Origin of the sequence: Microbacterium sp. LMI1x-1-1.1 (assembly GCF_040676205.1) — a bacterium.
Lineage (GTDB): Bacteria > Actinomycetota > Actinomycetes > Actinomycetales > Microbacteriaceae > Microbacterium > Microbacterium aquilitoris.
In genome coordinates this window covers 718,384-744,644 of the sequence record NZ_JBEGHM010000002.1, presented here as the reverse complement: position 1 = coordinate 744,644, position 26,261 = coordinate 718,384, and the positions used below count along the sequence as shown (strand labels likewise).

Here is a 26,261-nt window from a genome sequence, read left to right as displayed (position 1 = left end):
GTCGAGGCATGAGCACCGACCGTCCTCGTGCCGTGGTCGCCGGAGCCGGCGGGTTCATCGGCGAAGCTCTTGCCGCCTCTCTCCGCGCCGACGGCTACGACGTCGTCGAGGTGGGTCGGACCTCCCGCGTGTCCTGGAACGACCCCGAGGCGCTCCGTGCAGCGATCGACGGCGCGGACCTCCTCGTCAACCTCGCCGGGAAATCCGTGGACTGCCGCTACACCGATGCGAACCGCGACGCGATCCTGGCTTCCCGTGTCGAGACGACGCGGGCACTGCACGATGCCGTGGCGGCGGCATCCGTCCCGCCGGGACTCTGGGTGAACTCGTCGACCGCGACCATCTACCGCCACGCGATGGACCGGCCGAACACCGAGTCGACCGGCGAACTCGGCGCCGGGTTCTCGGTCGACGTCGCGAAGGCGTGGGAGCGCGCCTTCTTCGCCGGCGACCTCCCCGCGACGAGGCGCGTCGCGCTCCGCCTGGCGATCGTCGTCGGCGACGGTCCCGCCACGCGCATGCTTCTCACCCTCGCCCGTACCGGCCTCGGCGGGCCGCAGCACGACGGCTGGGTTCCGCCGCACCGTCGCTATCGCGGCATCGGCGACGAGCCCACCGGCGGCCGGCCGCCCTGGTACCGCACGCGCGGCCGTCAGCGGTTCAGCTGGGTGCACATCGACGACGTGCTCGACGCGATCAGGTTCCTCGTGCGGCGGGACGACATCGCGGGGGTCGTGAACGTCGCGGTGCCCGAGGCATCCGACAACCGGTCGCTCATGCGCTCCCTCCGGAGCGTCGTCGGGATGCCGGTGGGAATCCCCTCGCTCCGCTGGATGCTCGAGATCGCCATGTGGGTCCTCCGCACCGAGCCCGAGCTGATCCTGAAGAGCAGATGGGTCGCGCCCGAGCGACTGGTCGAGGCGGGGTTCCGCTTCTCGCACACCGACCTGCGCGAGGCGCTCGCGTCCGTCGAATGCGAGCGGAGGCTCAGGCGTCCTGCGGCACGGCGGACACGGTCCGCGCGATCGTGAACTGACCGATGACGCGCGTTCCGTCGTAGAGGACCGCCGTCTGACCGGGGGCGACCCCGTCGAAGGGCTCGTCGGGGACGACCGTCACCGAGCCTGCGGCCACCATGGCACGCGCCGGCACCGGGTCGGCGTGTGCCCGGATCTGGACGTGGCACGCGAACGCGCCGTCCTCAGGCGCACGGCCGGCCCAGCTGTGCCGTTCCCCGGAGATCTCCGCCGTCGCGAGCGCCTCCTTGGGGCCGACGACGACGGTGTTCGAGACGGGACGCACCTCGAGGACGAAGCGCGGCTTGCCGTCCGCGGCCGGTACGCCGAGCTGCAGGCCGCGACGCTGACCGACGGTGAAGGCGTGCGCACCCTCGTGGCGGCCCACGACGGCACCGTCGCGGTCGAGCACGTCGCCCTGCTCGGCGCCGACCTTCTCGGCCAGCCAGCCGCGGGTGTCGCCATCGGGGATGAAGCAGATGTCGTGGCTGTCGGGCTTCTGGGCGACGGTCAGGCCGCGCTCGGCGGCCTCAGCGCGGACGACCGCCTTGGACGGGGTCGTGCCGAGCGGGAAGTATGTGTGCGCGAGCTGATCCGCCGTCAGCACACCGAGGACGTAGGACTGGTCCTTCGCCTCATCCGACGCGCGGTGCAGCTCGCGGCCCTCGGGGCCGTCGACCAGGGTCGCGTAGTGGCCCGTGCAGACGGCGTCGAATCCGAGCTCGATCGCGCGCTCGAGGAGAGCCGCGAACTTGATCTTCTCGTTGCACCGCATGCACGGGTTCGGGGTGCGCCCCGCTCGGTACTCGCTGATGAAGTCGTCGATCACGTCGTCTCGGAAACGCTCGGAGAAGTCCCACACGTAGAACGGGATGCCGAGCAGATCCGCCGCGCGCCGCGCGTCGAGGGCGTCCTCGATCGTGCAGCAGCCCCGGCTGCCCGTGCGCAGCGTCCCGCCCGCACGCGAGAGCGCGAGGTGGACGCCGACGACGTCGTGTCCGGCGTCGACGGCTCGGGCCGCGGCAACCGCCGAATCGACCCCACCGCTCATCGCTGCCAGTACGCGCATCGTTCCAGTCTACGAGCGGGCGGCCGCACGGGCGCTGGATGCCGCGGCTCGCCGGTGCGCATCCGGGAGCGCCGCGAGGAACGCGTCGACGTCGTCCGCCGTGCTCGATCGCCCGAGGGTGATCCGCAGGACCGAGCGCGCTTCGCGGTCGCCGTATCCGAGCGCCATGACGACGTGGCTCGGTTCCGCGATCCCGGCCTGACACGCGGACCCCGTGGAGACCTCGACGCCGGAGTGGTCGAGCAGGAACAGCAGGGTCTCGCCCAGCGCGTCGGGGAACAGGACGTGGACGTGGCCCGGCAGCCGCCGGTCCGGCGAGCCCAGCAGGCGCGCCCCGGGGACGACGCGACGGATGCCGTCGGCCAGCCGACCCGCGAGCGCCGTCAGTCGCGGCGACTCGGCGTCCCGCTCAGCCGCTGTGAGCTCGAGGGCGACGGCGAGGGCAGCGGCACCCGCGACGTCGGGGGTGCCGGAGCGGAGACCTCGCTGCTGTCCGCCTCCGTGGAGGACGGCGCCGATCCGGGCGAACCGAGAGACCACGAGTGCCCCCGTACCGACGGGAGCGCCGACCTTGTGACCCGAGACACTGGCGGCGACGAGTCCGTGCGGCGCATTCCCCGTTCCGCGGAGCGCCGCGAAGTCGATCGGTGTGTGGGCGATCGCGCCCACCGCGTCGAGGTGCAGCGGCACGGCGGCATCCGCTGCGGCCGCGGCGAGCCGGGCCACGTCGGACACCGTCCCCACCTCGTTGTTCGCGACGAGCGCCGTCGCGAGGGCCGCACCCGGCAGCACCGCGGCGAAGGCGTCGGCGTCGATCGCCCCCTCCGGGTCCAACGGCACCGGGCGGACCTGCGCCCCCTGGGCTGCGGCGAGCCACTCGACCGTGTCGAGGGTCGCATGGTGCTCGCCGTCGGGCAGGACGATCGCCGAGCGGTCGGGCTCCCGCGCCCACCACAGCCCCTTCACGCCGAGGTTGACGGACTCCGTGCCTCCCGAGGTGAAGACGACCTCGATCGGATCGCAGCCGAGGACCGCCGCGATGCGCTCGCGCGCATCCTCCAGGACTCGGCGTGCGGCTTGCCCCGCACCGTGCACCGAGGACGCGTTCCCGGTCAGCTCCGCCGCAGCGAGCCACGCCTCGCGCGCTTCGGGCCGCAGCGGCGTGGATGCCGCGTGGTCCAGATAGACCCCCATCGCCCTCCGCCTGCCGCTGTCGTCCATCACCTGCTCACTACTGTAGAACGCATGATCTCCGCCCCGGCCGACCCGACCACCGCGGCATCCGTCTCCCCCGCCGCAGACGTCCTCTCGGACACGTACGACCGTCTCGGGATACGTCTGCACGACGGCGTCGCCACCCTGCGCATCTGGTCCGGCGACGCGAGCGCCGTCGAGGTGGTCGTGTTCGACGACGACGACCCCGACTGGATCGTCGAGACTCTGCCGCTCTCGCCCGCGGGCGGCGGCGTCTGGGAGGTGACGACACCCGTGCTCCGCCCGGGCGTGCGATACAGCGTGCGCGTCGACGGACCGCACGGCCCGGGGATGACATTCAATCCCGCGACCCTCCTCATCGACCCGTACGCGCGCGGGCTGGCGGTGCCCGGCATCCATTCCTGGAGATCGGTCGTCGTCGACGAGTGCTTCGACTGGGGTGGCGTGCGCAAGCCCGAGACGCCCCTCGACCGCACCGTCGTCTACGAGGCGCACGTCAAGGGGCTCACCAAGCGGCATCCCGGGGTCCCGGCGGCGCTGCACGGCACGTACGCCGGCATGGCGCACCCGGCGATGATCGAGCACTACCAGCGCCTCGGCGTGACCGCCGTCGAGCTCCTCCCGATCCACGCCTTCGCCAGCGAGCCGCGCCTGCTGCAGCTGGGCTTGACCAACTACTGGGGATACAACTCGGTGGGGTTCTTCGCGCCCCACGCCCCGTATGCGACCGCGGCGGCACAGGCCGAGGGCGCAGGCGCCGTGCTCCGCGAGGTCAAGGGCATGGTCAAGCTGCTCCACCAGGCCGGCATCGAGGTGATCCTCGACGTGGTCTACAACCACACCTCCGAGCAGGGGCTCGGGGAGCCGCGGTCGAGCTTCCGCGGCATCGACAACCGCGCCTACTACCGGCAGGCCGAGGACGGTACCTACATCGACGTGACCGGATGCGGGAACTCCGTCAACACCTCGACGGATGCCGCGGCCCGATTGGTCCTCGACTCCCTCCGCTACTGGGCGAACGAGGTGCAGATCGACGGGTTCCGATTCGATCTGGCGCCGACCCTGGGACGGGATGCCTCGCACACGTTCACCGCTGACCATCCGCTGCTGCGCGCGATCATCGACGACCCCGCGCTCACCGGCGTGAAGAAGATCGCCGAGCCGTGGGACGTCGGCCTGGGCGGATGGCAGACCGGCGGGTTCGGCACGGGGTGGAGCGAGTGGAACGACCGGTACCGCGATCGGGTCCGGAACTTCTGGCTGAGTGACATCGACTACTCGCGGCGCGCGGACGTGACGCCCGTCGGCATCGGCGGGTTCGCCACCCGCCTGGCCGGCTCCGCCAACACGTTCAGCGCCGAGCGGGGACCCCTCGCGAGCGTGAACTTCGTCACCGCGCACGACGGGTTCACCCTGCACGACCTCGTCTCCTACGACGTCAAGCGCAACGACGCCAACGGCGAGCACGGACGCGACGGCGCGGACACCAATCGATCCTTCAACCACGGCTTCGAGGGACCGACCGACGACGAGGCGGTCTTGCGCACGCGGCGGCGGGCCATGCGGAACCTCATGGGCACGCTCCTGTTGTCCGCAGGTGTCCCGATGATCACCGCGGGCGACGAGATCGGCCGGAGCCAAGACGGCAACAACAACGCGTACTGCCACGACTCGGACCTGACCTGGTACGACTGGGACCTGAGCGACTGGCAGGAGGAGCTCCGCGCGCACGTCGAGCTGCTCACGCGCATCCGCCGGGAGAACCCCGCGCTCCGCCCCGTGCGGTTCGCGCATGCCGACAAGACGGTGCCGAGCGCCTCGGTGATCGACTGGTACGACGAGCACGGCCAGACGATGTCGGTGGAGCAGTGGACGGATCCGTCCCACCGGACCCTGCAGTACGACGCCCAGTCGACTCCGGAGCACGAGGCGCAGAACCGCATCCTCCTGGTCGTCCACGGTCGCGAGCGGGGGACGGACATCACGCTGCCCGCGCTGGACGGGGTCACCAGGTTCGTCCCGCTCTGGTCGAGCGTCGACGAACGGCCGTCCGATCACGCGGACGTCCGAACCCCCGGCGAGACGTTCCCCGCGGCGGGGACGTCAATGTACCTGTTCCGGGCCGAGTGATCCAGGGCCGTTTCCGGGTCCGCCCGGCAACGGTAGGTTCGGAACGTGGCCTCACCGATCTCCCCCGCTTCCGTCCGCAGCTCCGCAGAGATCCCCCTTCGCCCGGCGAAGGCGACGAAGAAGGATGCCGGAATCCGCAACGGCCGCATCCCGATCGCCTCACACCGTCCGAGCGTCCCCGGCGGCAAGTTCGCCCCGTCGGCGTTCGTGGGCGAGGCGGTGCCCTTCACGGTCGCCGCGTTCCGTGAAGGACACGACCGGATCGGGGTGCACCTTCGGCTGACGTCGCCCTCCGGAGCTGCCAGTCTGCACCGGCTGCATCCGCTGGACGACGGCTTCGACACCTGGCAGGTGCATGTCGCGCTCCTCGAGCAGGGAGCCTGGCGCTTCCGTTTCGAGACGTTCGCCGATGACTACGCGACGTGGCGGCATGCCGCCGAGGTGAAGATCGCCGCCGGAGTCGACCCGATCCTCATGCGCGAGACGGGTGCTCGCCTGTTCGAACGCGCAGCCGCGGAGAAGACCCGACCGGCAGACGAACGGACCGCCCTCGCGGCCGCCGCCCGCGCGCTCCGGGACGACTCCGTCGATGACGCCGCCGCACTCATCGTCGTCCGCGACCCGGGACTCGCCGACGCCTTCGCCGACCGGCCCGCCGTCTCGCTCCACACCGTCCACGAGGAGAACACGCTCCTCGTGGAGCGCGAGCGCGCGGGTGTGGGCGCCTGGTACGAGTTCTTCCCGCGCTCCGAGGGCGCCGAGCGGATGCCGGACGGCACCGTCCGCAGCGGCACCTTCCGCACAGCGGCGAAGCGCCTTCCCGGCGTCGCGGCCATGGGCTTCGACGTCCTCTACCTCCCCCCGATCCACCCGATCGGCGAAGTGAACCGCAAGGGTCCGAACAACACCCTCGATGCCGGTCCTGGCGACCCGGGTTCCCCCTGGGCCATCGGCTCCGCCGCCGGCGGCCACGACACGGTCCACCCCGACCTCGGCACGCTGGAGGACTTCCGCGCGTTCGTCGACGCGGCCGCCGCCCAGGGGCTGGAGGTCGCGCTCGACCTGGCCCTCCAGGCCGCGCCCGACCACCCGTGGGTCACGGAGCACCCCGAGTGGTTCACGACCCTCCCGGACGGATCCATCGCGTTCGCGGAGAACCCGCCGAAGAAGTACCAGGACATCTACCCGGTCAACTTCGACAACGACCCGGAAGGCATCCGCGCCGAGGTCCTGCGCATCGTCCACCACTGGATCCGCCAGGGCGTACGCATCTTCCGCGTCGACAACCCGCACACCAAGCCGTTGCAGTTCTGGGAGTGGCTCATCCGCACGGTGAACGCGGAGCACCCCGACGTCATCTTCCTCGCCGAGGCCTTCACGCGCCCGATGCCGATGCGCGCGCTGGCTCAGAGCGGCTTCCAGCAGAGCTACTCGTACTTCACCTGGCGCAACACGAAGACCGAGATCGAGGAGTTCTTCGCGTCGATCTCCGATGAGACAGCCGACTTCATGCGGCCGAACCTCTTCGTGAACACCCCCGACATCCTCACCGAATACCTCCAGTTCGGCGGTCGGCCGGCGTACCGCATCCGCGCGGCGCTCGCCGCGACCGCGGGCGCCAGTTACGGCGTCTACGCGGGCTACGAGCTCTACGAGAACGTCGCGCGCCCCGGCTCGGAAGAGAACATCGACAACGAGAAGTACGAGTACAAGTTCCGCGACTGGGAGGCCGCGGAAGCCGCGGGCGACTCGCTCGCGCCGTACCTGCGCCGGCTCAACGAGATCCGACGCGCGCATCCCGCGCTCCGGCAGCTCCGCGGGCTCCACGTGCTCGGGTCCGACGACGATGCGATCGTGGCCTACGCGAAGCACCTGCCGGCTCCCCTGTCACCGACCGGCGAATCCGACACGATCATCGTCGTCGCCAACGTCGACCCGCACTCGGCTCGCGAGACGACGGTCCACGTCGATTCGGAGCTCTGGGGTCTGCCCCGCGGCCACGATTACGACGTCGAGGACCTCGTCACCGGCGCCCGCTGGACCTGGAACGAACACAACTACGTCCGCCTCGACGCGTTCGCCGAACCCGTCCACATCCTCCACGTGAAGGCACGCTCATGACCCGTCCCGACGATTCGATCCTGGATGCCGTCGGTGCCGGCTCCTACCACGCCCCGCATGACGTGCTCGGCCCCCACCAGGAGGGCGACGAGTGGGTGGTGCGTGCGCGCCGTCCCTTCGCGCAGACCGTGACCGCCGTCCTCTCCGACGGCGCCCGCGTCGAGCTCCGACACATCCGCGCGGGCGTCTGGGAGGGCGAGACGACGGTCCAGCCCACCGCCTACGACATCGTCGCCACCTACGAGGGGGCGCCCGACTACCGTGTCGACGACCCCTATCGCCATCTGCCGACGGTCGGTGAGGTCGACCTCCACCTCATCCGCGAAGGACGCCACGAGCAGCTTTGGAAGGTGCTCGGTGCGCACGTGCGCCACTACGACGCGCTGAGCGGCGTGTCGTTCGCCGTCTGGGCTCCCAACGCCCGGGCCGTCCGCGTCGTCGGCGACCTCAACGGGTGGGACGGCACGCAGCACGCCATGCGTTCCCTGGGCTCCACCGGCGTCTGGGAGCTGTTCGTCCCGGGCATCGGGGTGGGATCCGCGTACAAGTTCGAGATCCTCACCGCCGACGGGCAGTGGGTCATGAAGGCCGACCCGATGGCGCGTCGCGCGGAGGTCCCGCCCGCGACGGCATCCGTCGTCACCGAGAGCGAGTACACCTGGTCGGACGACGAGTGGCTCGCCGACCGCGCGAGCGGATCGGTGCACGACCGGCCGATGTCGACGTACGAACTCCACCTCGGGTCCTGGCGTCCGGGACTCGGCTACCGCGAGGCCGCTGACGAACTCGTCGACTACGTCGGCGGGCAGGGCTTCACGCACATCGAGTTCCTGCCGCTCGCCGAGCACCCCTTCGGCGGCTCCTGGGGCTATCAGGTCACCGGCTACTACGCCCCGACGAGCCGCTTCGGTACGCCCGACGAGCTCCGCTACCTCATCGACCGCCTCCACCAGGCGGGCATCGGCGTCATCATGGACTGGGTCCCGGGGCACTTCCCGAAGGATGCGTTCGCTCTCGCCCGCTTCGACGGCGCGCCCCTGTACGAGCACCCGGATCCGCGCCGCGGTGAGCACCGCGACTGGGGCACGTACATCTTCGACTACGGCCGCAACGAGGTGCGGAACTTCCTCGTCGCCAACGCGCTGTACTGGTTCGAGGAGTTCCACGTCGACGGGCTGCGGGTCGACGCCGTCGCCTCGATGCTCTACCTCGACTACTCCCGCGAAGAGGGCGAGTGGGAGCCGAACATCCACGGCGGCCGCGAGAACCTCGAGGCGATGCGTTTCCTGCAGGAGGTCAACGCCACGGCCTACAAGCGCTACCCCGGCATCGCGATGATCGCCGAGGAGTCGACGAGCTTCCCGGGAGTGACCGCGCCGACCAGCCAGGGCGGTCTCGGCTTCGGCTTCAAGTGGAACATGGGCTGGATGAACGACTCGCTCGTCTACATCGGCCGCGACCCGCTGTACCGCGCTCACCACGAGGGTGAACTCTCGTTCTCGTTCGTCTACGCCTTCAGCGAGAACTTCGTCCTGCCGATCAGCCACGACGAGGTCGTGCACGGCAAGGGGTCGCTGTTCACCCGGATGCCGGGCGACCACTGGCAGCAACTCGCCAACATGCGCGCCTTCCTGGCGTACATGTGGGGGCACCCCGGCAAGCAGCTGCTGTTCATGGGCCAGGAGTTCGGGCAGATGTCCGAGTGGTCCGAAGGACGCGGTCTCGACTGGTGGATGCTGGACCAGCCCGCGCACCAGCAGCTGCAGCACTTCGTGTCAGCCCTCAACCACACCTACCGTGCTGAGGCGCCCCTGTGGTCGCGGGACAGCGACGGTGAGGCGTTCTCCAGGGTCTGGCCGCACTCCCCCGACAGCAACGTCCTCGGGTTCGCACGGCGCGACCACGACGGCGGAACGGTCGTGGTGCTGTGCAACTTCGCCGGGTCACCGCGTCACGACGTGCGACTGACGCTGCCCGAAACCGGTGCATGGGCCGAGGTGCTCAACTCCGACGCGGCCGAGTTCGGCGGTTCGGGCGTCGGCAACTTCGGAGGCGTGACGACGGATGCCGACGGCACCGCGCACGTGACTCTGCCGCCGCTGGGCGTCCTCTGGCTCCGCCACCGCCGCGAGGCGTGAGAAACCGCCGCGAGGCGTAAGAAACAGCCGCGAGTCGTGAGAAAGGGGTCCGGGGCTCAGCCCCGGACCCCTTCTCCGTCGTCTCCGGAAGCCGTCAGAACAGCAGACTCGCCAGACGACCGCGCGCCCGGATCACCCGCGCATCGGCGTCTCCGACGACACCGAACAGCTCGAGCAGGCGCTCCCGCACGGGAGCACGCTCCTCGGCGGGAAGAGCCGCGAACAGGTCCAGCAGGCGCGCGAACGCGTCGTCGACGTGACCACCCGCGAGATCGAGGTCTGCGACCGCGAACTGCGCGTCGACGTCGGTCGGCGCTGATGCGGCAGCCGCGCGGGCCTCGGCGAGATCGAGGTGCTGCACGCGGGCGAGCAGGTGGACCTGCGCCAGCCCGGCTTTCGCATCCTCGTCACGGGGATTCTCCGTCAGCGCCTGTTCGTACGCGGTCGCGGCAGCGGCATAGTCGCCGGCCTCGATCGCATCGAACGCCGCCTGATGCAGGGGCGGGAGCGCGGGAGCAGCGTCATCGCCCTCGGCCGGCGGTGCCCCCTCCATCGGAATGGTGCCGGTGACGCCGTGCTGGGCGGCGAGCTGCAGTAGCTGCGTGAACACCTCGCGCACCTGCGCCTCGGGGACCGCACCGGTGAACAGCTGCACCGGCTGCCCCGCGACGAGCGCGACGACGAGCGGGATCGACTGGGCACGGAAGCTCTGGGCGAGCTGGGGATTCGCGTCGACGTCAACCTTCGCGAGCACGAGTCGGCCATCGAGCTCGGTGACGAGCTTTTCGAGCACGGGACTCAGCTGCTTGCACGGACCGCACCATTCGGCCCAGAGGTCGACGACGACGGGAACCGTCTTCGACAACTCGAGCACCTGCCCGAAGTCCGCATCCGTGACGTCGAAGACGAGGCGGGATGCCGGTGCCTGCCCGTCCGGCGAGGGCGCGGTGCCGCCGGCGGGCGCCGGGCCGGCGGGCCGGTTGCGGAGGGACGAAAGGTCGACGGCGCCGCGCAGGACGGCACCGGGGGCGGGGGTACTCACTCTTTCTCAACCACCTTGGCGTCGAGGACGTTGGAACGGGAGGCGAGCAGCTGGATCTTGTCGTTCGACCCCTGCGCGGGGACGAAGAAGTACAGCTGATCGGTGTAACGGGTGCGGAATCCGGTGCTCGATTGCGAGACGCCGGACAGCGCCTTCACGACGACGTTGTCGCCGAGCTTGATCACGGCGTCCTCGTCGGTCGGCACGATCGTCTCATTCTCCGTCACCGTGACCGCGACGATCGCGCCGCTGTCGAGCGTGACGAGTGAGAGTGGCTCGGACGGGCCGGGCTCGGCGAGGAAGGAGACGCGGCCGGTCTTCTCACCGGTCTCGTTGAAGTTCTTCAGGAGCGTCGCGCGGTTCTCCGCCACCAGCGGGCGGAAGGTGTCGCTCTTCTCGTCGAACATGCCGGCGAATTCGCTCTTGGCACCCTTGTCGAGAACGTCCGCATACGCGGCCGCGAGGTCCTTGGGCGGCATGAGGAGGAACGGCGAGTTCGGCTCCACGGCGACGGCGCCCACGTACTTGGCCGCGAGGTTCATGCTGGCGTCGGCCCGGAGACTGGAGATGTAGGCGACCTTGTACTCGGCCCAGGGATTCTCCTGCGTGGCGGTCAACACCGTCCCGACTCCGTCGGCGTCTTCGACGACGGCGAGGAACATGCGGGGCCAGTCGTTCTGGGCCTGCGGGAGGAACGCCGTCATGTCACCGGAGGGGATCGCCGGGAGGGCCTCCGACTTCGGAAGTGCCGTGCGCAGGCGGTAGTTGGTCTCCCGTTCCACGAGGGCGGGGCCTGTCAGCCTGGCCGCCGCCGCCTTCGGGTCGTTGGCCTTGTCGGCGGCTTGCACCTGCTCGGAGATCCTCGTCAGGATCCGTTCGGCCTGCGTCTGGGTGACGGCCGGAGCACCCTGACCTTCCGGGACGATGACCGACGGAGTCGGAGAGGGCGTCGTCCCGGGCTGCAGATCGGGCCATGCCTCGGGCGAGCAGCCGGTCAGAGCGATGCCCCCTGCCACGAGAGCAGAGAGCGCGACCACGCTGCGCCGACGGCCGATCGTCAGGCGCCGCCGGGTGGGGGCTGCGGTGATCACGCCCTTCTCCGCTTCTTCGACCGCGAGGTCGATCGGCTGGGTCTGCGTGAGCGGCAGACCCTTCCGGCGGGGACCGCGGGAGCGCCGTACATGACGGAGAGCGAGGATGTAGAGGACCAACCCCACGACGGCCATTGCGATGCCGCCCGCCAGGAGAGGACCCGCCCAGGGGGTTGTCGCGCCCGTAGGCCAGGAAACACTCATGGCGGAGGGGGCGGCCGCCGAGCCGTCGGAGGCGACCAGGACGCTCATGTCCTCGGGCAGCCGCAGCGTCGTCGCCAGCGAACCGTCCTGCTGGAACTCGTCCAGCCACAGGTCGGATCCGGCGGGAGACGCCGTCGGCGACGCACCTTCGACCGGAGCCGAGGCGGGGACCGTTTTCGACGTCGGTTCGCCGTCCTTCCCGAGGGTCACGTGCACGTACGGCGTCGGTGCGAGCCACGCCGTGACATCCTGGGTCCGCCCGTAGGCGGCAAAGACCTGACCGGTCCCGTCGATGCGAACGGTCTGCGCACCGGGATGACTCGCGAGCACGGCCCCGTCGATCAGAACGTACGGCTCTGCACCATCCGTCGAGATCTTCGCCGTCTCGGTCGTGGGAGCCTCGAGGATCGTGCGCTGTGCGATGCCGGCACCGATCATCACCGTGGCCAGTACGAAGGCGATGATCGCCCACACGAATCTCACGAACCGCCGCCCTCCTCCGACCTGCATCAGGGGGTGCATGGCCGATCGACATTCCAGCCTAGCGAACGGCGCTGGCAAACGCGTGGGAGCGTGTGTCTGCTCATGAGGTCGCTATGAGAGAACTAGGGTGAGTGCAGACCTGGGAAAGGGCCGACGTGAAGATCCAGCATCCGTTCCGTACTGCACTGATCGCCACGCTCGGCGTGGGCGTGGGCATCCTCATCCTGACCGGTGTGCAGACGCTGTCGACGGTGTTCCTCTACATCGGCACGGCATTGTTCCTCGCTCTTGGACTCGACCCCGTCGTCTCCTTCTTCGAGCGCCGCGGCCTCCCGCGCTGGGGAGCCCTGGTGGCGACCTTCGCAGGGCTCCTCGCTATCGCGTCCGCCCTCGTGCTCATCGTCGTGCCCGTCCTCGTGGACCAGATCGCCAAGCTCGTCCAGCAGACTCAGCGCCTCGTGGACAGCGCGATCAACGGCGAGTGGAACCCGATCACGGTCGTCAGCAAGTGGCTGGCCGACACCTTCCCGCTCCTGCAGGTCGACATGGTCCTCAACTACGTGAACGACTGGTGGAACGGACTCGATTTCACCGACATCGGCGCGTCCCTCGGATCCGGCCTGCTGTCCTTCGGCGCGGGGATCGTCGCCTTCGCCACCGGGACGATCATCGTCCTGATCCTCACCATCTACTTCACCGCGTCGATGCGGTCGCTTAAGCGCTCCGTCTACCAACTCGCCCCGGCATCCAAGCGGGAGCGGTTCGTCGACCTCTCCGAGCAGATCACCGCCTCGGTGGGCTACTACGTCATGGGGCAGGTCATCCTCGGTGCCATCAACGGCATCCTGAGCGCCGTCTTCCTCTCGATCATCAAGGCGCCGTTCCCGGCCGTTCTGGCCGTCATCGCCTTCTTCTTCTCTCTGATCCCGCTCGTCGGTACGCTCACCGGATCTGCCATCATCGTGATCGCATGCCTCGGGCTCGCCTCTCCCCTGACCGCGCTCGTGGCGCTCATCTGGTACCTCGTCTACATGCAGGTCGAGGCGTACTTCATCTCGCCGCGCATCATGAGCCGCGCGGTCTCGGTCCCCGGCGCCGTCGTCGTGATCGCGGCGCTGGCGGGCGGTTCGCTCCTCGGCCTGTTGGGCGCCCTCATCGCCATCCCGGTCGCCGCGAGCGTGCTGATCATCTACCGACAGGTCCTGATCCCGCGTCAGAACGAACTCTGATCAGGCGATCCGCCAGCAGGCGGTGTGCCAGTGGCGCCGCGCCGCCAGATCGGCGGCATCCCCCAGCACACCGTCGGCACGCCAGACGACGACGTGCGCCGTTCCCCGCGGCACCGTGCGGCCGCAGCCGGGGCAGGTGTACTCCTTCTGCGCCTGGACGGCCGACACCGGTTGAACGGTCCATTCCACACCGCGTCGCTGCTCGGTCCGCTTCCAGCCGGCCAGCAGGCGATCGAAGGATGCGTCGGAGCCGGTGGGCTTCCGGCGGTGCGAGCGGGGCATCGGCTCAGTACCAGCCCGAACGCTGCGACTTCCCCCACGCGCCGCACGGGGTGCCGTACCGGCCCTGGATGTAGCCGAGTCCCCACGTGATCTGTGTCGCCGGGTTCGTCTGCCAGTCAGAGCCCGCGGACGACATCTTGCGTCCGGGAGTGGCCTGGGCGATCCCGTAGGCACCGCTCGAGGCGTTGTACGCGTTGACGCGCCAGCCCGACTCCTTCTTCCACAACGCGACCAAGCAGGCGAACTCCGAGTCGCCCCAGCCGCGCGCGGTCACCATGTCGTAGGCGATGGCCTGCGCGCTCCCGGGATTCGGGGTCACGAATGGCGGGCTCCACCCGGATGACGAGCCCGAGCCGGACTTCTTCGCGGGGGTGGGAGTGGGCGTCGGAGTGGGGGTCGGCTTGACGTACACCGTGTACTCGCTCGCACGGTCGAGTTCGAGGACCGGGGCCTCGCCGGCGTGATACTGCTGCGCGTCGTGGACCGTGGAGGCGTAGAGCGACATCGGGTCGAGTTCGGTCGCCTCAGCGGTGTTCGGGAACGAGACGAGCGGGACGAGGGATGCCGCCACGAACCCCGCCGTCGCCATCACCGCGAACGCCCCGAGCACACCGCGACGACGCGACCAGCGAGAAGCAGGTGCGACGCGTGCCGAGTGCCGGCCCGACCGCGCGGCGACGCCGGTGCGGGACGGGAGGATCTCGTTGCCGGAAGTCACAGTGCCCCGATCATATCCGCGGCGGGGAACCGCCGCCACGCGGTCATCCGACGGACTGCATCACGTCGACCACCGCATCCAGCACGGCATCCACCTGCGCCTCGTCGTAGCCACGGAGCTGCATACGGAACGCCACCGTGCGCACCTGCTCGATGGTGAGCCCCTCGCCCGCCTCGAGGTACCGCGCGACGCGACCCGCGACGAGGTCGACCTCGTCGACGCGATACCCGAAGCGAAGGGGCGAGACGCGCCGGAACTTGTGGTGGGCGGGGCGGGACAGCCTGTCGAGGATCTCCTGGGCGAGTGCACGGGACGCGCCCACCCACGCGCGCGCGCCGCGCTGCGACATCGCCGCGGCCCGCTCCCGCTGCGCGAACGCATCCTCGATCCGTGCCAAGGCGGCGTCGACGGCCTCGACGGCGTACCCGTCCCGGACGATCGGGAAAGCCGCGCTCCGGATGTCCTCGGACGTCACCGTCGTGCCCTCGGTCTCGAACGCCGCGCGGGTCGACGAGAGGAACTCGTCGACGGGCTGACGCGCGTAGCCCTTGCGACGGCCGGAGGCGGGGAAGGCAGCGGGCGAAGTCAGTTCGGTCATGTCAGTGCGCTCAACGGATTCAGGAGGATGTACAGGGCGAGGCCGGGGACGAGCGACGGGAGGATCGAATCGAGGCGGTCCAGCACTCCCCCGTGGCCGGGGAGGAACGAGCTCATGTCCTTGATGCCGAGGTCGCGCTTGATGAGGGACTCGCCGAGGTCGCCCACCGTCGCGGAGACGAGGATGGCGAGTCCGAGGATGAGGCCGGCCCAGAGCGGGATCTGCAGCATCAGGACACCGAGCAGCCCGCCGGCGACGAGGCTCGCGACGACGGCGCCGCCGAACCCCTCCCAGGTCTTGTTCGGGCTGATCCGAGGGGCCATCGGGTGCCGACCGAGCGCGACTCCGCTGGCGTACGCACCCGTGTCCACCGCCACGGCGATGACGAGCACGGCGAGCAACCACAGCTCGCCGTGATCCTGACGCAGGATCACCAGTGCGAGGCTGCCGTGGAACACGACGTACACCTGGATCAGACCGCTGGCGAGGACGTCGCTGACCACATCGCCGTACCGCCGCCCGTCATGAGCCGCCATCTGGGCGACGAGACGCCACACGACGACGAGGACGACGGCGGCGAAGATGACGAACCACTGCGTCAGGTAGCCCACGAACGCTGCGCCGAGGACCAGGACACCGCCCGACAGCTGGGCGGCGAGGTCGATCCGACGCCCCGCGGCCTGGAGAGCGCGGGTGAACTCGAGCGCTCCCATGAGGCACAGCGGCACCGCGAAGGCGATGAACGCCCACTTCCAGAACAGCAGCGACCCCAGCACCACCGCACCGATCGCAAGACCGATTAGGGTGGCGACGAGGAGATTGCGCCCGGAGCGCGCGTTCAGACGCTCGTTGGCCTCTTCGAACTCGACACGGGCACGTTCGATCTGGCTCTCGAACTCGCTGCGCGCCGCACGCACGTGAGCTTGGAACGACGACGAGTCCGCTGTGGCATCCCCGCCACGGCGCGAGTCGGATCGGCTCGGGGAGGCGTCCGGTCCGGGCGCCTTCCCCGATGCGTCTTCGGACATGACGATCTCAGACCTCGAGGAGTTCTGCCTCTTTGCGCTTCAACGCCTCGTCGATCAGGTCGACGTGCGTCTTGGTCACCGCGTCGAGCTCCTTCTCGGCACGAGCGAGGTCGTCGTCGCTCACTTCGCCCTTGAGGGCGTCGAGCTCGTCCTTCGACTTGCGACGGATGCCGCGGACATGCACCTTCGCGTCCTCCGCCTTGGTCTTGACGAGCTTGACGTACTCCTTGCGGCGGTCAGCCGTCAGCTCGGGCATCGTGACGCGGACGACGTTGCCGTCGTTCGACGGATTCGCGCCGAGGTTGGGCATGTCGCGGACGGCCTGCTCGATGCCCTTCAGCGCGGACTTGTCGTACGGGGTGATGACGAGCGTGCGAGCCTCGAGCGCGTTGAGCGATGCGAGCTGCGCCAGCGGGGTCGGGGTGCCGTAGTACTCGACCATGACCTTCTGGAACAGCTGCGGGTTCGCGCGCCCGGTGCGGACGGTCGAGAAGTCCTCTTTCGCGGCCTCGACGGCGCGGTCCATGCGGGTCTTCGTGTCGGCCAGGATCTCGGCGATCACGGTCTCTCCATTCGTCGGTACGTCCTGTTGAGTCTAGTCGTCGGCCGGGGTGGACCTCAGACGCTGACGAGCGTGCCGATCGATTCTCCGAGGAGTGCACGGGTGACGTTGCCGGCCGGCTCCATACCGAACACGCGCATGTCCATGCCGTTGTCCATGCACAGGCTGAACGCCGTTGAATCGACGACTTTGAGGCCACGCTGCAGAGCGTCGCGATAGGTGATCGTGTCGAGCTTCTGCGCCGAGGCATCCGTCTTCGGGTCGGCGGTGTAGACGCCGTCGACGCCGTTCTTGGCGACGAGGACCTCGACCGCTCCGATCTCGAGGGCGCGCTGCGCGGCCACCGTGTCGGTCGAGAAGTACGGAAGTCCGGCGCCGGCGCCGAAGATGACGACGCGGCCCTTCTCGAGGTGACGCTCGGCGCGGCGCGGGATGTAGGGCTCGGCGACCTGTGTCATGGAGATCGCGGACTGCACGCGTGTGGCGGCGCCGGCCTGCTCGAGGAAGTCCTGAAGGGCGAGCGCGTTCATCACCGTGCCCAGCATGCCCATGTAGTCGGCGCGGCCGCGGTCCATGCCGCGCTGGCTCAGCTCAGCGCCGCGGAAGAAGTTCCCGCCGCCGACGACGACGGCGACCTCCACGCGGTCGACGGCCGCCGCGATCTCTCGGGCGATCTGGCTGACCACGTCGGGGTTGACGCCGAGCTGGCCGGCACCGAACGCTTCGCCGGAAAGTTTCAGAAGGACGCGACGGCGTCCGGTGTTCTCATCGATCACGCGGGGATCCTCTCGTCTAGGGGGAGACTATCGAACGGCACGGAAAAGGGGTCCGCATCTTCCGATGCGAACCCCTCGTCCATCTGCTTACGCGCCGACCTTGAAGCGGGCGAAGCCGGTGATCGTGATCCCGGCGTCGGCCGCGACCTTGGCGACGGACAGCTTGTTGTCCTTCGCGTAGTCCTGGTCGAGCAGGGCGACCTGCTTGAAGAACGCGTTCACGCGACCCTCGACGATCTTCGGAAGGGCGGCCTCGGGCTTGCCCTCGTTGCGGGAGATCTCGGTGACGATCTCACGCTCCTTCTCGACGTCGGACTCGGGGACCTCGTCGCGCGAGAGGTACGTCGGGTTGGCGAACGAGACGTGCTGCGCGATCGAGCGAGCGGTCTCGGCGTCGTCACCCGAGTAGGCGACGACGACGCCGACCTGCGGGGGCAGGTCCTTGCTCGTCTTGTGCAGGTAGACCTGGAACGCGTCACCGGACAGGGTGCGGACGCGGCGCAGCTCGACCTTCTCGCCGATGATCGCGGCCTCGTCGGAGATGAGGTCGGCGACCGTCTTGCCACCGGCGTCGGCGGCGAGAGCAGCCTCGGCCGAGTCGGCACCGGCTGCAGCAGCCGCGTCGAGGACCTTCTCGGAGAGCGCGATGAAACGCTCGTTCTTCGCGACGAAGTCGGTCTCGGTGTTCAGCTCGATGAGCGTGACCTTGCCGTCCTGCTCGCGCGCGGCGATCAGGCCCTCGCTCGTGGAGCGGTCGGCACGCTTCGCGTTGCCCTTCGCGCCCTTGAGGCGGAGGATCTCGACGGCCTTCTCGAGGTCGCCCTCGGCCTCCTCGAGCGCCTTCTTCGTGTCGACCATTCCCGTGCCGAGCTGCTCGCGCAGCGCCTTGATGTCGGCGATGGTGAAGTTTGCCATGGGTGGCGGCTCCTCAGTAGTTGGGTGGTTGTATCCGGACGTCGGCGCCCCGCGGGTGGCGGGGCGCCGACGGGAAGATCACTCGGCGGACTTGGCCTCGGCGGGAGCCTCGGTCGCCTCGGCGGCCGGAGCCTCCTCGGCGGCCGGAGCCTCCTCGGCAGCGGGAGCGGACTCCTCCGCAGCCGGAGCGTCGGCCTGCTCGGCGGGAGCGGACTCGAGGAGCTCGCGCTCCCAGTCGGCCAGCGGCTCGGCCTCGGCCGACTCATCGGTCGGGTTGTGGCGCTGGATGAGACCCTCGGCGGCGGCGTCGGCGATGATACGCGTCAGCAGGCTGACCGAGCGGATCGCGTCATCGTTGCCCGGGATCGGGAACTGGAACTCGTCCGGGTCGGCGTTCGTGTCGAGGATGCCGATCACGGGGATGCCGAGCTTCTGCGCTTCGCTGACCGCGAGGTGCTCGCGCTTCGCGTCGACGATCCAGATGGCCGACGGCGTCTTGGTCAGGTTGCGGATACCGCCGAGCGACTTGTGCAGCTTGTCGAGCTCGCGCTTCTTGAGAAGCAGCTCCTTCTTCGTGAAGCCGCTCTCCGACGGGTTGTCGAAGTTGAGCTCCTCGAGCTCCTTCATGCGAGCGAGGCGCTTGGAGACCGTCGAGAAGTTGGTGAGGAGGCCACCGAGCCAGCGCTGGTTGACGAAGGGCTGGCCGACGCGCGTCGCCTGCTCGGCGATGATCTCCTGCGCCTGCTTCTTGGTGCCGACGAAAAGGACGGTGCCGCCGTGGGCAACGGTCTCGCGGACGTACTCGTACGCCTTGTCGATGTAGCCGAGCGACTGCTGCAGGTCGATGATGTGGATGCCGCTGCGCTCGGTGAGGATGAAGCGCTTGACTTTCGGGTTCCACCGGCGGGTCTGGTGTCCGAAGTGGACGCCGCTGTCGAGCAGCTGGCGAATGGTGACGACGGCCATGGCCGTTCTCCTGTTCTGTGTGGTTGATCGCGCCGGACCGTTGGTCGCGACGAGCCTGGTGCCCGGCACGCACCCGCTCCCGGAGGAGACCGTTGGGTGGGATGCCGCGATGTCGATCGACGTGGTCGGATCGAGCCGCTCAGGGCACGCGTAGTCACCCCGACGAGCGAGGTGCCCCATCAGCATAGCAAGAACGGGGCTTCTCCCCCGCGCCGCGGAACGACGGATCATCCCCCGCATGGCGAACCCGTCGTCGCGCTGTTGTCGCACCCGTCGACGATCAGGGGATGCACCGCATCCTTCGCTCCCCCGCGTCGACCGCGGCTCTCGCCCTTCTGCTCGCTCTGGCGCCCTGGGGTGCGGCTGCCGCGGAGGACCCGCCGCCCTCCTGGCGGCTACCGGTGAGCGGAGCCCGTGTCCTCGTTCCTTTCGAGGCGCCCGCGCACGACTACGGACCCGGGCATCGGGGCATCGACATCGGGCCCGCCGACGACGTGGTCGCGGCGCCCGCGGGCGGGGTCGTGGCGTTCGCCGGCACCGTCGTCGATCGCGGGGTGGTGAGCATCGATCACGGGGGCGGATGGGTCACGAGCGTCGAGCCCGTGACGCCGACCGTCGCCCCCGGTGATGTCGTGCGGGCCGGCGACCCCATCGGCCGGATCTCCGAGGGCGGTCATGCAGGGCCGGGCTCCCTCCACGTCGGCGTGCGGCACGACGGCGAGTACGTGAACCCCCTCGCGCTGATGGGTCGCGTCCCACGGGCCGTGCTGCTGCCCTGCTGCTGAGCGCCCTAGGCGCGCGGGTGGGCCAGCCGGTAGGCCGCGGACAGTCGTTCGGTGGATACGTGCGTGTAGATCTGCGTCGTCCCGAGGCTCGCGTGCCCGAGGAGTTCCTGCACCGCGCGGAGGTCGGCACCGCCGTCGAGCAGGTGCGTGGCAGCCGAGTGGCGGAGGGCGTGGGGGCCGACGGCATCCGCTCCCACGACGGGGCCGACGATGCGGCGGACGACGTCGTACGCGGTGCGCACGCCCAGGCGGCCGCCGCGCGCGCCGAGGAAGAGCGCGGATGCCTCCGTACCGGCGAGGAGGGCGGGGCGTCCACGGACGATCCAGGCGTCGAGCGCGAGAGCTGCGGGCGCCCCGTAGGGCACGACGCGTTCCTTGCCCCCTTTCCCGAACACCCGGACCGTCGCCGCTCCGCGGTCGAGTGAGTCGAGATCGAGGCCGCAGGCCTCGGACACCCGCAGGGCCGACCCGTAGAGGAGTTCGACGAGCGCGGCATCGCGGAGGACGATCGGGTCCCCCGCGGCGTCAGCTTCGACGCGCAGGTCGTCGAGGGCGTGCTGAAGCGACGACGACGACGCGACGGCGGGGAGGGTGCGGCCGCGCTTGGGGGTCACGAGCCGCAGGGTCGGGTCGTCCTCGCGCAATCGCTCCCCCGCCGCCCACGCGAAGAAGCCGCGCACGGATGCGGTGCGCCGAGCAAGGCTCGCCCGCGCAGTGCCGCGCTGGGTCGCCGCCCACAGCCACTCCCGCAGGTCTTCCACGTCGATGCGATCGAGCTCGGGGTCGCCCAGAAAAACGGCGAGGTCCGCGAGGTCGGAGCGATACGCCCGCACCGTGGCGGCGGAGAGCCGGCGCACGCGTTCCGCGTGCTCCGTGTAGAGCAGGACCGCCGCCGACATACGCACCTTCCCAGGATGCCGCGCGATGACCGTGTCGGCGGGAGGCGTGCCGATGCGCGGCGGAGGCGCCGCCTCATCCCGGGGACGCTGAACGCCGCCATCCGTCCGGACCGCGCCGAGCCCGCCCCTCGAGCTCGAGCACCGCGAGGAGCCCTCGGGCCTCTTCGGGCGCGAATCCCGCCCGGAGCGCGACATCCTCCGGCGTCCTCGGACTCCGGAAGCTCAGGGCGTCAAGGACGCGCGTCCGATCGTCCGTCCTGTCCGGCGACGTCGATCCGGATGTCTCCGCGCCGCCGTACAGTTCCGCGGCATCGTCCGCCGACGTGATGCAGCGCGCGTCGTACTCCCGCAGCAACCGGTGACATCCCGCCGACGCCGCGCTCGTGACCGGTCCCGGGACGGCCCCGAGCGGTCGGCCCAGCGCTGCTGCATGACCTGCGGTGTTGAGCGACCCGCTGCGCCAGCCCGCCTCCACCACGACGGTCGCGCGGCCGAGCGCAGCGATCAGCCGGTTGCGTTGGAGGAACCGCCACTTCGTCGGCGCCGTCCCGCACGGGACCTCGGCAACGACGACCCCGGGACCCCCGGCGATGCGCCCCAGCAGATCGGCGTGACCGGCTGGATATGCGCGGTCGACGCCCCCTGCGAGCACGGCGACGGTGACTCCGCCCGCTGCGAGGCACGCGCGATGCGCCATGCCGTCGATGCCGTACGCGCCCCCCGACACGATCGACGCGCCCCGGTGGGACAGTTGCGTGGCGAGCTCAGCGGTGACGTGCTCCCCGTAGGCGGTCGCCGCACGGGCTCCGACGAGGGCGAGGGCGGAACCGTCTCGGCGCAACGCCTCCGCGTCGCCCCGGGTCCAGAGTGCATGAGGCGAGTGGATGCCGAGATCCTCCACCGCCGCGGGCCATTTGGCGCTTCCCGGCACGATGAGCGACGCGCGGACGCGCCTCGCGCGGTCGAAGGCGTCGTCGACGGTCGCCCAGCGCGTACGCCAGCGTCGTCGCCCGGCGTCGACGGCCGCGTTCCCGGTGTCGGCGTCCCTGACGGCGACATCCAGTGCCTCGACCGCCCCCATCTCCGAGATGAGAGCGCCGGCCACACCGTCGCCGGGCTCGGTGAGACACGACCACACTGCGGCGGCGTGATGCCGGGCGACGGCCTGCGCGTCCTCGAGTATCGCGGCGGGCACGAGGCCCGCCAGGCGACCGCGCCAGGCAGTGAGGTCGGAGCTCATCGCGGCGACGCTCCTCTCTTGAGGTACAGCGCACCGCCGATGTCCGCAGCATTCGGACGGCTCCGACCGGAGAGGTCGGCGAGCGTCCACGCCACTCGGAGGACTCGGTCGTAACCCCGCAGTGTGAGGGAGCCACGGTGCAGCGCGTCGTCAAGCGGGCGCGTGATCGACGGCTCGGGGCGAAGCGGTCCGGATCGGAGCCACGTTCCCTCCACCTCGCTGTTGGTGCGCCAGGGGGTGTCTGACAGACGGTGCCGTGCGCGGTCGCGTGCACCCGAGACTCGCTCGCGCGCCTCGTCCGTCGACATCCCTGCGACCACGCTCTGCGTCGCGGACACGCGCTGCAACCCCAGTTCGATGTCGATCCGGTCGATGAGGGGGCCTGACAGTCTGCCGAGGTAGCGCCGGATGGCGAGCGAAGGGCAGGAGCAGGCACCTCCCGGGACGCCGTAGTTGCCGCAGGGACACGGGTTCGTCGCCACCACGAGTTGGAGCCGCGCGGGCAGAACCGCACGGAAGCCGACCCGGTGGATCTCGATGCGGCCCGACTCGAGGGGCTGGCGGAGGGCGTCCAACGCATGCCCGCTGAACTCTCCCGCCTCGTCGAGGAACAGGACTCCCCCACTCGCTCGAGCGATCGCCCCCGGCTGCAGGATCCGACTCCCCCCGCCGACGAGAGCAACGGCCGACGCGGTGTGGTGAGGCGCTTCGAACGGCGGTCGACGACGAAGCGTCGTGACGGGCAGACCTGCGAGCGAGCGGATCGACGCCACTTGCAGGGCCGTCTCGTCGTCGAGGTCGGGCAGGAGGCCTGGCAGACGCTTGGCCAACATCGTCTTCCCCGCCCCCGGCGGGCCGCTCATCAGCAGGTGATGGCCACCGGCCGCGGCGACGATGAGGGCTTCGACGGCGTCGCGCTGGCCGATCACGTCAGCCAGATCGGGCGTCGCCACCTCATCGGTCTCGACGTCGCCCGGGCCTGCGACCGGCTCGGTCTCGACGTCGGGCACGTCCAGTCCGTGCGCCCGAGCGACATCGCGCAGGCTGACGGCGCCTCGCACTTCGATCCCCTCCACGAGCGCCGCCTCGGCGAGGTTGCCGTGGGGGACGATGACCCGGCGGAAGCCGGCCCGTGCGGCCGCCAGGACGGCCGGGAGGATCCCCGAGACGGGGCGCAGCCTGCCGTCGAGACCCAGTTCGCCCAAGTGGACCGTCTCGGCGAGCGACTGCCGATCCAGCGGGGCCTCGGTCGCCACTGCCGCGATGGCCACGGCGACGTCCAACGCCGAACCCCGTTTGGGAAGGTTCGCGGGCGACAGGTTCACCGTCACATGGCGACGAGGGAGCGCGAGGTCGCTGTTGGCGCAGGCGTTGTGGACCCGCTGCTGCGCTTCGCCGAGCGCCTTGTCCGCCAGACCGATGATGGAGAAGCCGGGGATCTGGTTCGAGAGGTCCGCTTCGACCTCCACGATATCTCCCACCAACCCGGTGAGGACGACGGACCACGTACGGCAGAGGCTCATCGGAGGTCCTCCAGGTGCTCCACGACCGCCGATTCGGGATCGGGGCCCGTGACGCCGATCACATCGAGCCGCAGTCGCCTCCCCCGAGCTGCGTCAGGGTGCGCGACGACCCAGGCGGCGCCCAGGCGCCAAAGGCGATCCCGCTTCCTCGCATCCACGGCGGCGAAGGGATGGCCGAACCATTCGCCGCGTCGCGTCTTCACCTCGACGACGACGAGGTCCCTTCCGCAGGCGGCGACGATGTCGATCTCGCCGCTGCGGCTTCGCCAGTTCCTATCGAGGATGCGGTAGCCGAGGGTGCGAAGGTGCCTCTCGGCACGCTCTTCGCCCGCTCGGCCGAGGTCGTCTTTCGCTGCCATTCCCCCACTGTCGAGGGCGCGCGGTGCGATTCCCGCCGCTACTGCCGGACCCGTGGAGCCACGCGACCGAACCCGACCTGGGGAGGAGGCTCAGCCGTCGAGCGAGAGCTCTTCAGGGAGCTGGAAGTCCCGACGCTGCAGTTCCTCCACGTTGACATCCTTGAAGGTGAGGACGCGGACCGACTTGACGAAGCGATCGGCGCGGTAGATGTCCCACACCCAGACGTCGGTCATCGAGATCTCGAAGTAGAAGTCGTGCTCGGTGTCCCGGCGGACCACGTTCACATCGTTGGCGAGGTAGAACCGTCGCTCGGTCTCGATCACGTATTGGAACTGACCGACGACGTCGCGGTACTCCTTGTACAGAGCCAGTTCCAGCTCGCGGTCGTAGTCCTCGAAGACTTCGTCATCCATGGTGATTCCATCCTAGGCGGGCGCTCGGCGCGCGCGGACCTAGAACAGCGTCGGCGCCGATGCGATGGCCCACGACGCTCGATGATGCACGCTCAGACCGTGGGTCTCGATGGCTGCGCGATGCTCTGCGCTCGCGTAACCCTTGTTCCGCGACCAGCCGTAGACTGGGGCGTCTCCGTCGAGTCCGCTCATGTACTCGTCGCGTGAGACCTTCGCGATGACGGATGCCGCCGATGCCGACGCGCAGTCCCGGTCCGCTTTGATGACGGGCCGGACACCGCGACCCACCGCGGAGACGGGGGTGATGTAGTCGTGGTTGCCGTCGAGGATCACCAGGGCGTCGTCGATGTCGACCCCCTGGGCACCCAGTCCTTCGATCGCCCTCACCGCGGCGAGGCCGAGCGCCCGGATGATGCCGACGTCGTCCACCTCGGCCGCCGACGCCCACCCGACGGCGTGCGCGGGAACCCATGCGCGCGCCCGCTCGGCGATGCCCGCGCGTCGGGGTTCGACGATGAGCTTGGAGTCACGGAGCCCCTCCGGTATCCGGCGGCGGCTGAAGGCGGCATCCGCTGCCACCGCCCCGACGGCGACCGGTCCTGCCAGCGCGCCCCGACCGACCTCGTCGCACGCGATGACGAGCGAGTGTTCTTTCAGCAGGCGGCGCTCCAAGGTCAGCGTCGGCGCGACCGCCGCCATCACGGCGCCGGGACCCCTCTGAACACCTCGTGGTGGAAGTCGAGCGTCCCGAACCGGTCGAACGGCCAGGTGATGAGGAATGCCCGCCCCACGATGTTGTCGATCGGGACGAAGCCGTGACCGGGCTGATCCTGCTGGTATCGGGAGTCCTGGGAGTTGTCGCGGTTGTCGCCGAGAACCCAGACGGAGCCCTCGGGGACCGTGACGTCGTAGTCGAACTCCTCGGGAGCGGACTGCGAGGGGCCGAGATCGAGGTACGGGGTCTCGTCGATCGGCACGCCGTTGACCGTGACCTGCCCCAGTGCGTTGCAGCAGATCACGTGATCGCCGGGTAGGCCGATGATGCGCTTGATCAGGTGATCCTCGCTGTCGGACGCCGTCAGGCCCACGAGGGATCCCAGCCAGTCCAGCGCAGCCGTCAGCGGGGGCTGCTCGGGCTCGTAGGTCGTCGGAAGCCACCCGCCCGGGTCGCGGAAGACCACGACGTCGCCGCGCTCGTACGCACCGAAGCGGGGCGTCAGCTCATCGACGAGGATCCGGTCGCCCTTCAGCAGCGTTCGCTCCATCGAGCCCGACGGGATGTAGAACGACCGCACGAGGAACGTCTTCACCAGGAAGGAGACGAGCACCGCGACCAGCAGGATCACGAGGAGGTCGCGGATGAAAGGCCACGGTCCGCGACGGGGACGCGTGTCGCTGTCGACGGCGGGCGACGAGGAGTCGGTGGTCATGCTGTCCTTCACCGGCGCCGGGGTTCGG

26 protein-coding genes are annotated in these 26,261 nt (G+C 69.9%); 7 read left to right on the top strand and 19 right to left on the bottom strand.

The features are described from left to right. Nucleotides 1-8 precede the first annotated feature (8 nt). Nucleotides 9-1,031, top strand: coding sequence for an epimerase (locus MRBLMI1x_RS11325; protein WP_363458839.1), 1,023 nt, complete (start codon nt 9-11; stop codon nt 1,029-1,031). On the opposite strand, the gene mnmA is transcribed toward MRBLMI1x_RS11325, so the two are convergent. Continuing rightward, the gene (mnmA, locus tag MRBLMI1x_RS11320) at nt 988-2,085 is read right to left on the bottom strand and encodes a tRNA 2-thiouridine(34) synthase MnmA (protein ID WP_081626465.1); all 1,098 of its coding nucleotides are present in this window, start codon (nt 2,083-2,085) and stop codon (nt 988-990) included. The genes MRBLMI1x_RS11325 and mnmA overlap by 44 nt on opposite strands. Before the next feature lie 9 nt (nt 2,086-2,094). Then, nucleotides 2,095-3,279 (bottom strand): cysteine desulfurase family protein, encoded by a 1,185-nt coding sequence (locus MRBLMI1x_RS11315; protein WP_363458836.1) that lies wholly within the window; start codon nt 3,277-3,279, stop codon nt 2,095-2,097. A gap of 51 nt (nt 3,280-3,330) precedes the next feature. On the opposite strand from MRBLMI1x_RS11315, the gene glgX reads away from it, so the two are divergent. Genes glgX through glgB form a run of 3 tightly spaced genes read left to right on the top strand, consistent with a single transcriptional unit; the run spans nt 3,331 to nt 9,689 of the window. Next, entirely contained in the window at nt 3,331-5,430 is a 2,100-nt protein-coding gene (gene glgX, locus MRBLMI1x_RS11310; protein WP_363458834.1) for a glycogen debranching protein GlgX, read from the top strand. A 45-nt stretch (nt 5,431-5,475) separates the two neighbouring features. Then, entirely contained in the window at nt 5,476-7,551 is a 2,076-nt protein-coding gene (locus tag MRBLMI1x_RS11305; protein WP_363458832.1) for an alpha-1,4-glucan--maltose-1-phosphate maltosyltransferase, read from the top strand. After that, entirely contained in the window at nt 7,548-9,689 is a 2,142-nt protein-coding gene (gene glgB / locus MRBLMI1x_RS11300; RefSeq protein ID WP_363458830.1) for a 1,4-alpha-glucan branching protein GlgB, read from the top strand. Before MRBLMI1x_RS11305 ends, glgB begins: the two co-directional genes overlap by 4 nt. Before the next feature lie 94 nt (nt 9,690-9,783). Here glgB and MRBLMI1x_RS11295 read toward each other — a convergent pair whose 3' ends face one another. Then, a complete protein-coding gene (locus MRBLMI1x_RS11295; protein WP_363458828.1) occupies nt 9,784-10,731 on the bottom strand; it encodes a tetratricopeptide repeat protein in 948 nt (315 codons plus the stop codon). Beyond that, nucleotides 10,728-12,509 (bottom strand): glycosyl transferase, encoded by a 1,782-nt coding sequence (locus MRBLMI1x_RS11290; protein ID WP_363458826.1) that lies wholly within the window; start codon nt 12,507-12,509, stop codon nt 10,728-10,730. Before MRBLMI1x_RS11290 ends, MRBLMI1x_RS11295 begins: the two co-directional genes overlap by 4 nt. Nucleotides 12,510-12,664: 155 nt before the next feature. On the opposite strand from MRBLMI1x_RS11290, the gene MRBLMI1x_RS11285 reads away from it, so the two are divergent. Then, nucleotides 12,665-13,738, top strand: coding sequence for an AI-2E family transporter (locus tag MRBLMI1x_RS11285; RefSeq protein ID WP_018188023.1), 1,074 nt, complete (start codon nt 12,665-12,667; stop codon nt 13,736-13,738). Here MRBLMI1x_RS11285 and MRBLMI1x_RS11280 read toward each other — a convergent pair whose 3' ends face one another. From MRBLMI1x_RS11280 to rpsB, 8 genes are all read right to left on the bottom strand, one after another. Then, a complete protein-coding gene (locus MRBLMI1x_RS11280) occupies nt 13,739-14,020 on the bottom strand; it encodes a hypothetical protein (protein WP_018188024.1) in 282 nt (93 codons plus the stop codon). 4 nt (nt 14,021-14,024) lie between these two features. Continuing rightward, nucleotides 14,025-14,738 carry a phage tail tip lysozyme gene (locus MRBLMI1x_RS11275; protein WP_363458823.1) on the bottom strand — a complete coding sequence of 238 codons (714 nt, stop codon included), beginning with the start codon at nt 14,736-14,738 and terminating at the stop codon, nt 14,025-14,027. Between the two features lie 43 nt (nt 14,739-14,781). Next, nucleotides 14,782-15,336 (bottom strand): DivIVA domain-containing protein, encoded by a 555-nt coding sequence (locus MRBLMI1x_RS11270; RefSeq protein WP_363458821.1) that lies wholly within the window; start codon nt 15,334-15,336, stop codon nt 14,782-14,784. Beyond that, on the bottom strand, nt 15,333-16,364 hold the full coding sequence (locus MRBLMI1x_RS11265; RefSeq protein WP_018188027.1) for a phosphatidate cytidylyltransferase: 1,032 nt from the start codon (nt 16,362-16,364) through the stop codon (nt 15,333-15,335). The genes MRBLMI1x_RS11270 and MRBLMI1x_RS11265 overlap by 4 nt, the downstream gene beginning before the upstream one ends. A gap of 7 nt (nt 16,365-16,371) precedes the next feature. Beyond that, nucleotides 16,372-16,926: a ribosome recycling factor gene (frr, locus tag MRBLMI1x_RS11260; protein ID WP_018188028.1), complete on the bottom strand. Its 555-nt coding sequence runs from the start codon at nt 16,924-16,926 to the stop codon at nt 16,372-16,374. A gap of 56 nt (nt 16,927-16,982) precedes the next feature. Beyond that, the gene (gene pyrH, locus MRBLMI1x_RS11255; RefSeq protein ID WP_018188029.1) at nt 16,983-17,702 is read right to left on the bottom strand and encodes a UMP kinase; all 720 of its coding nucleotides are present in this window, start codon (nt 17,700-17,702) and stop codon (nt 16,983-16,985) included. 87 nt (nt 17,703-17,789) lie between these two features. Continuing rightward, nucleotides 17,790-18,617, bottom strand: a complete 828-nt coding sequence (gene tsf, locus MRBLMI1x_RS11250; RefSeq protein ID WP_363458818.1) for a translation elongation factor Ts — start codon at nt 18,615-18,617, stop codon at nt 17,790-17,792. A gap of 78 nt (nt 18,618-18,695) precedes the next feature. Beyond that, nucleotides 18,696-19,583 (bottom strand): 30S ribosomal protein S2, encoded by an 888-nt coding sequence (gene rpsB, locus MRBLMI1x_RS11245; RefSeq protein ID WP_363458816.1) that lies wholly within the window; start codon nt 19,581-19,583, stop codon nt 18,696-18,698. A gap of 19 nt (nt 19,584-19,602) precedes the next feature. Here rpsB and MRBLMI1x_RS11240 point away from each other — a divergent pair, with 19 nt between their 5' ends. Beyond that, nucleotides 19,603-19,737 (top strand): hypothetical protein, encoded by a 135-nt coding sequence (locus tag MRBLMI1x_RS11240; protein WP_363458814.1) that lies wholly within the window; start codon nt 19,603-19,605, stop codon nt 19,735-19,737. Nucleotides 19,738-19,870: 133 nt separating this feature from the next. Further along, complete coding sequence (locus MRBLMI1x_RS11235; protein ID WP_363458812.1) at nt 19,871-20,368, top strand: murein hydrolase activator EnvC family protein; 498 nt, start codon at nt 19,871-19,873, stop codon at nt 20,366-20,368. 5 nt (nt 20,369-20,373) lie between these two features. Here MRBLMI1x_RS11235 and MRBLMI1x_RS11230 read toward each other — a convergent pair whose 3' ends face one another. The 7 genes from MRBLMI1x_RS11230 to lepB form a co-directional block, all read right to left on the bottom strand. Continuing rightward, nucleotides 20,374-21,267: a tyrosine-type recombinase/integrase gene (locus MRBLMI1x_RS11230; protein WP_363459402.1), complete on the bottom strand. Its 894-nt coding sequence runs from the start codon at nt 21,265-21,267 to the stop codon at nt 20,374-20,376. A 73-nt stretch (nt 21,268-21,340) separates the two neighbouring features. After that, the gene (gene dprA, locus MRBLMI1x_RS11225) at nt 21,341-22,507 is read right to left on the bottom strand and encodes a DNA-processing protein DprA (protein ID WP_363458810.1); all 1,167 of its coding nucleotides are present in this window, start codon (nt 22,505-22,507) and stop codon (nt 21,341-21,343) included. Next, nucleotides 22,504-24,030, bottom strand: a complete 1,527-nt coding sequence (locus MRBLMI1x_RS11220) for a YifB family Mg chelatase-like AAA ATPase (protein ID WP_363458808.1) — start codon at nt 24,028-24,030, stop codon at nt 22,504-22,506. Before MRBLMI1x_RS11220 ends, dprA begins: the two co-directional genes overlap by 4 nt. Further along, a complete protein-coding gene (locus tag MRBLMI1x_RS11215) occupies nt 24,027-24,389 on the bottom strand; it encodes a YraN family protein (RefSeq protein WP_311856826.1) in 363 nt (120 codons plus the stop codon). The genes MRBLMI1x_RS11220 and MRBLMI1x_RS11215 overlap by 4 nt, the downstream gene beginning before the upstream one ends. Nucleotides 24,390-24,479: 90 nt before the next feature. After that, complete coding sequence (locus MRBLMI1x_RS11210; RefSeq protein WP_018188038.1) at nt 24,480-24,803, bottom strand: DUF2469 domain-containing protein; 324 nt, start codon at nt 24,801-24,803, stop codon at nt 24,480-24,482. 39 nt (nt 24,804-24,842) lie between these two features. Then, nucleotides 24,843-25,502, bottom strand: coding sequence for a ribonuclease HII (locus MRBLMI1x_RS11205; protein WP_018188039.1), 660 nt, complete (start codon nt 25,500-25,502; stop codon nt 24,843-24,845). Beyond that, nucleotides 25,502-26,233, bottom strand: a complete 732-nt coding sequence (lepB, locus tag MRBLMI1x_RS11200; protein ID WP_363458804.1) for a signal peptidase I — start codon at nt 26,231-26,233, stop codon at nt 25,502-25,504. Before lepB ends, MRBLMI1x_RS11205 begins: the two co-directional genes overlap by 1 nt. Nucleotides 26,234-26,261 lie beyond the last annotated feature (28 nt).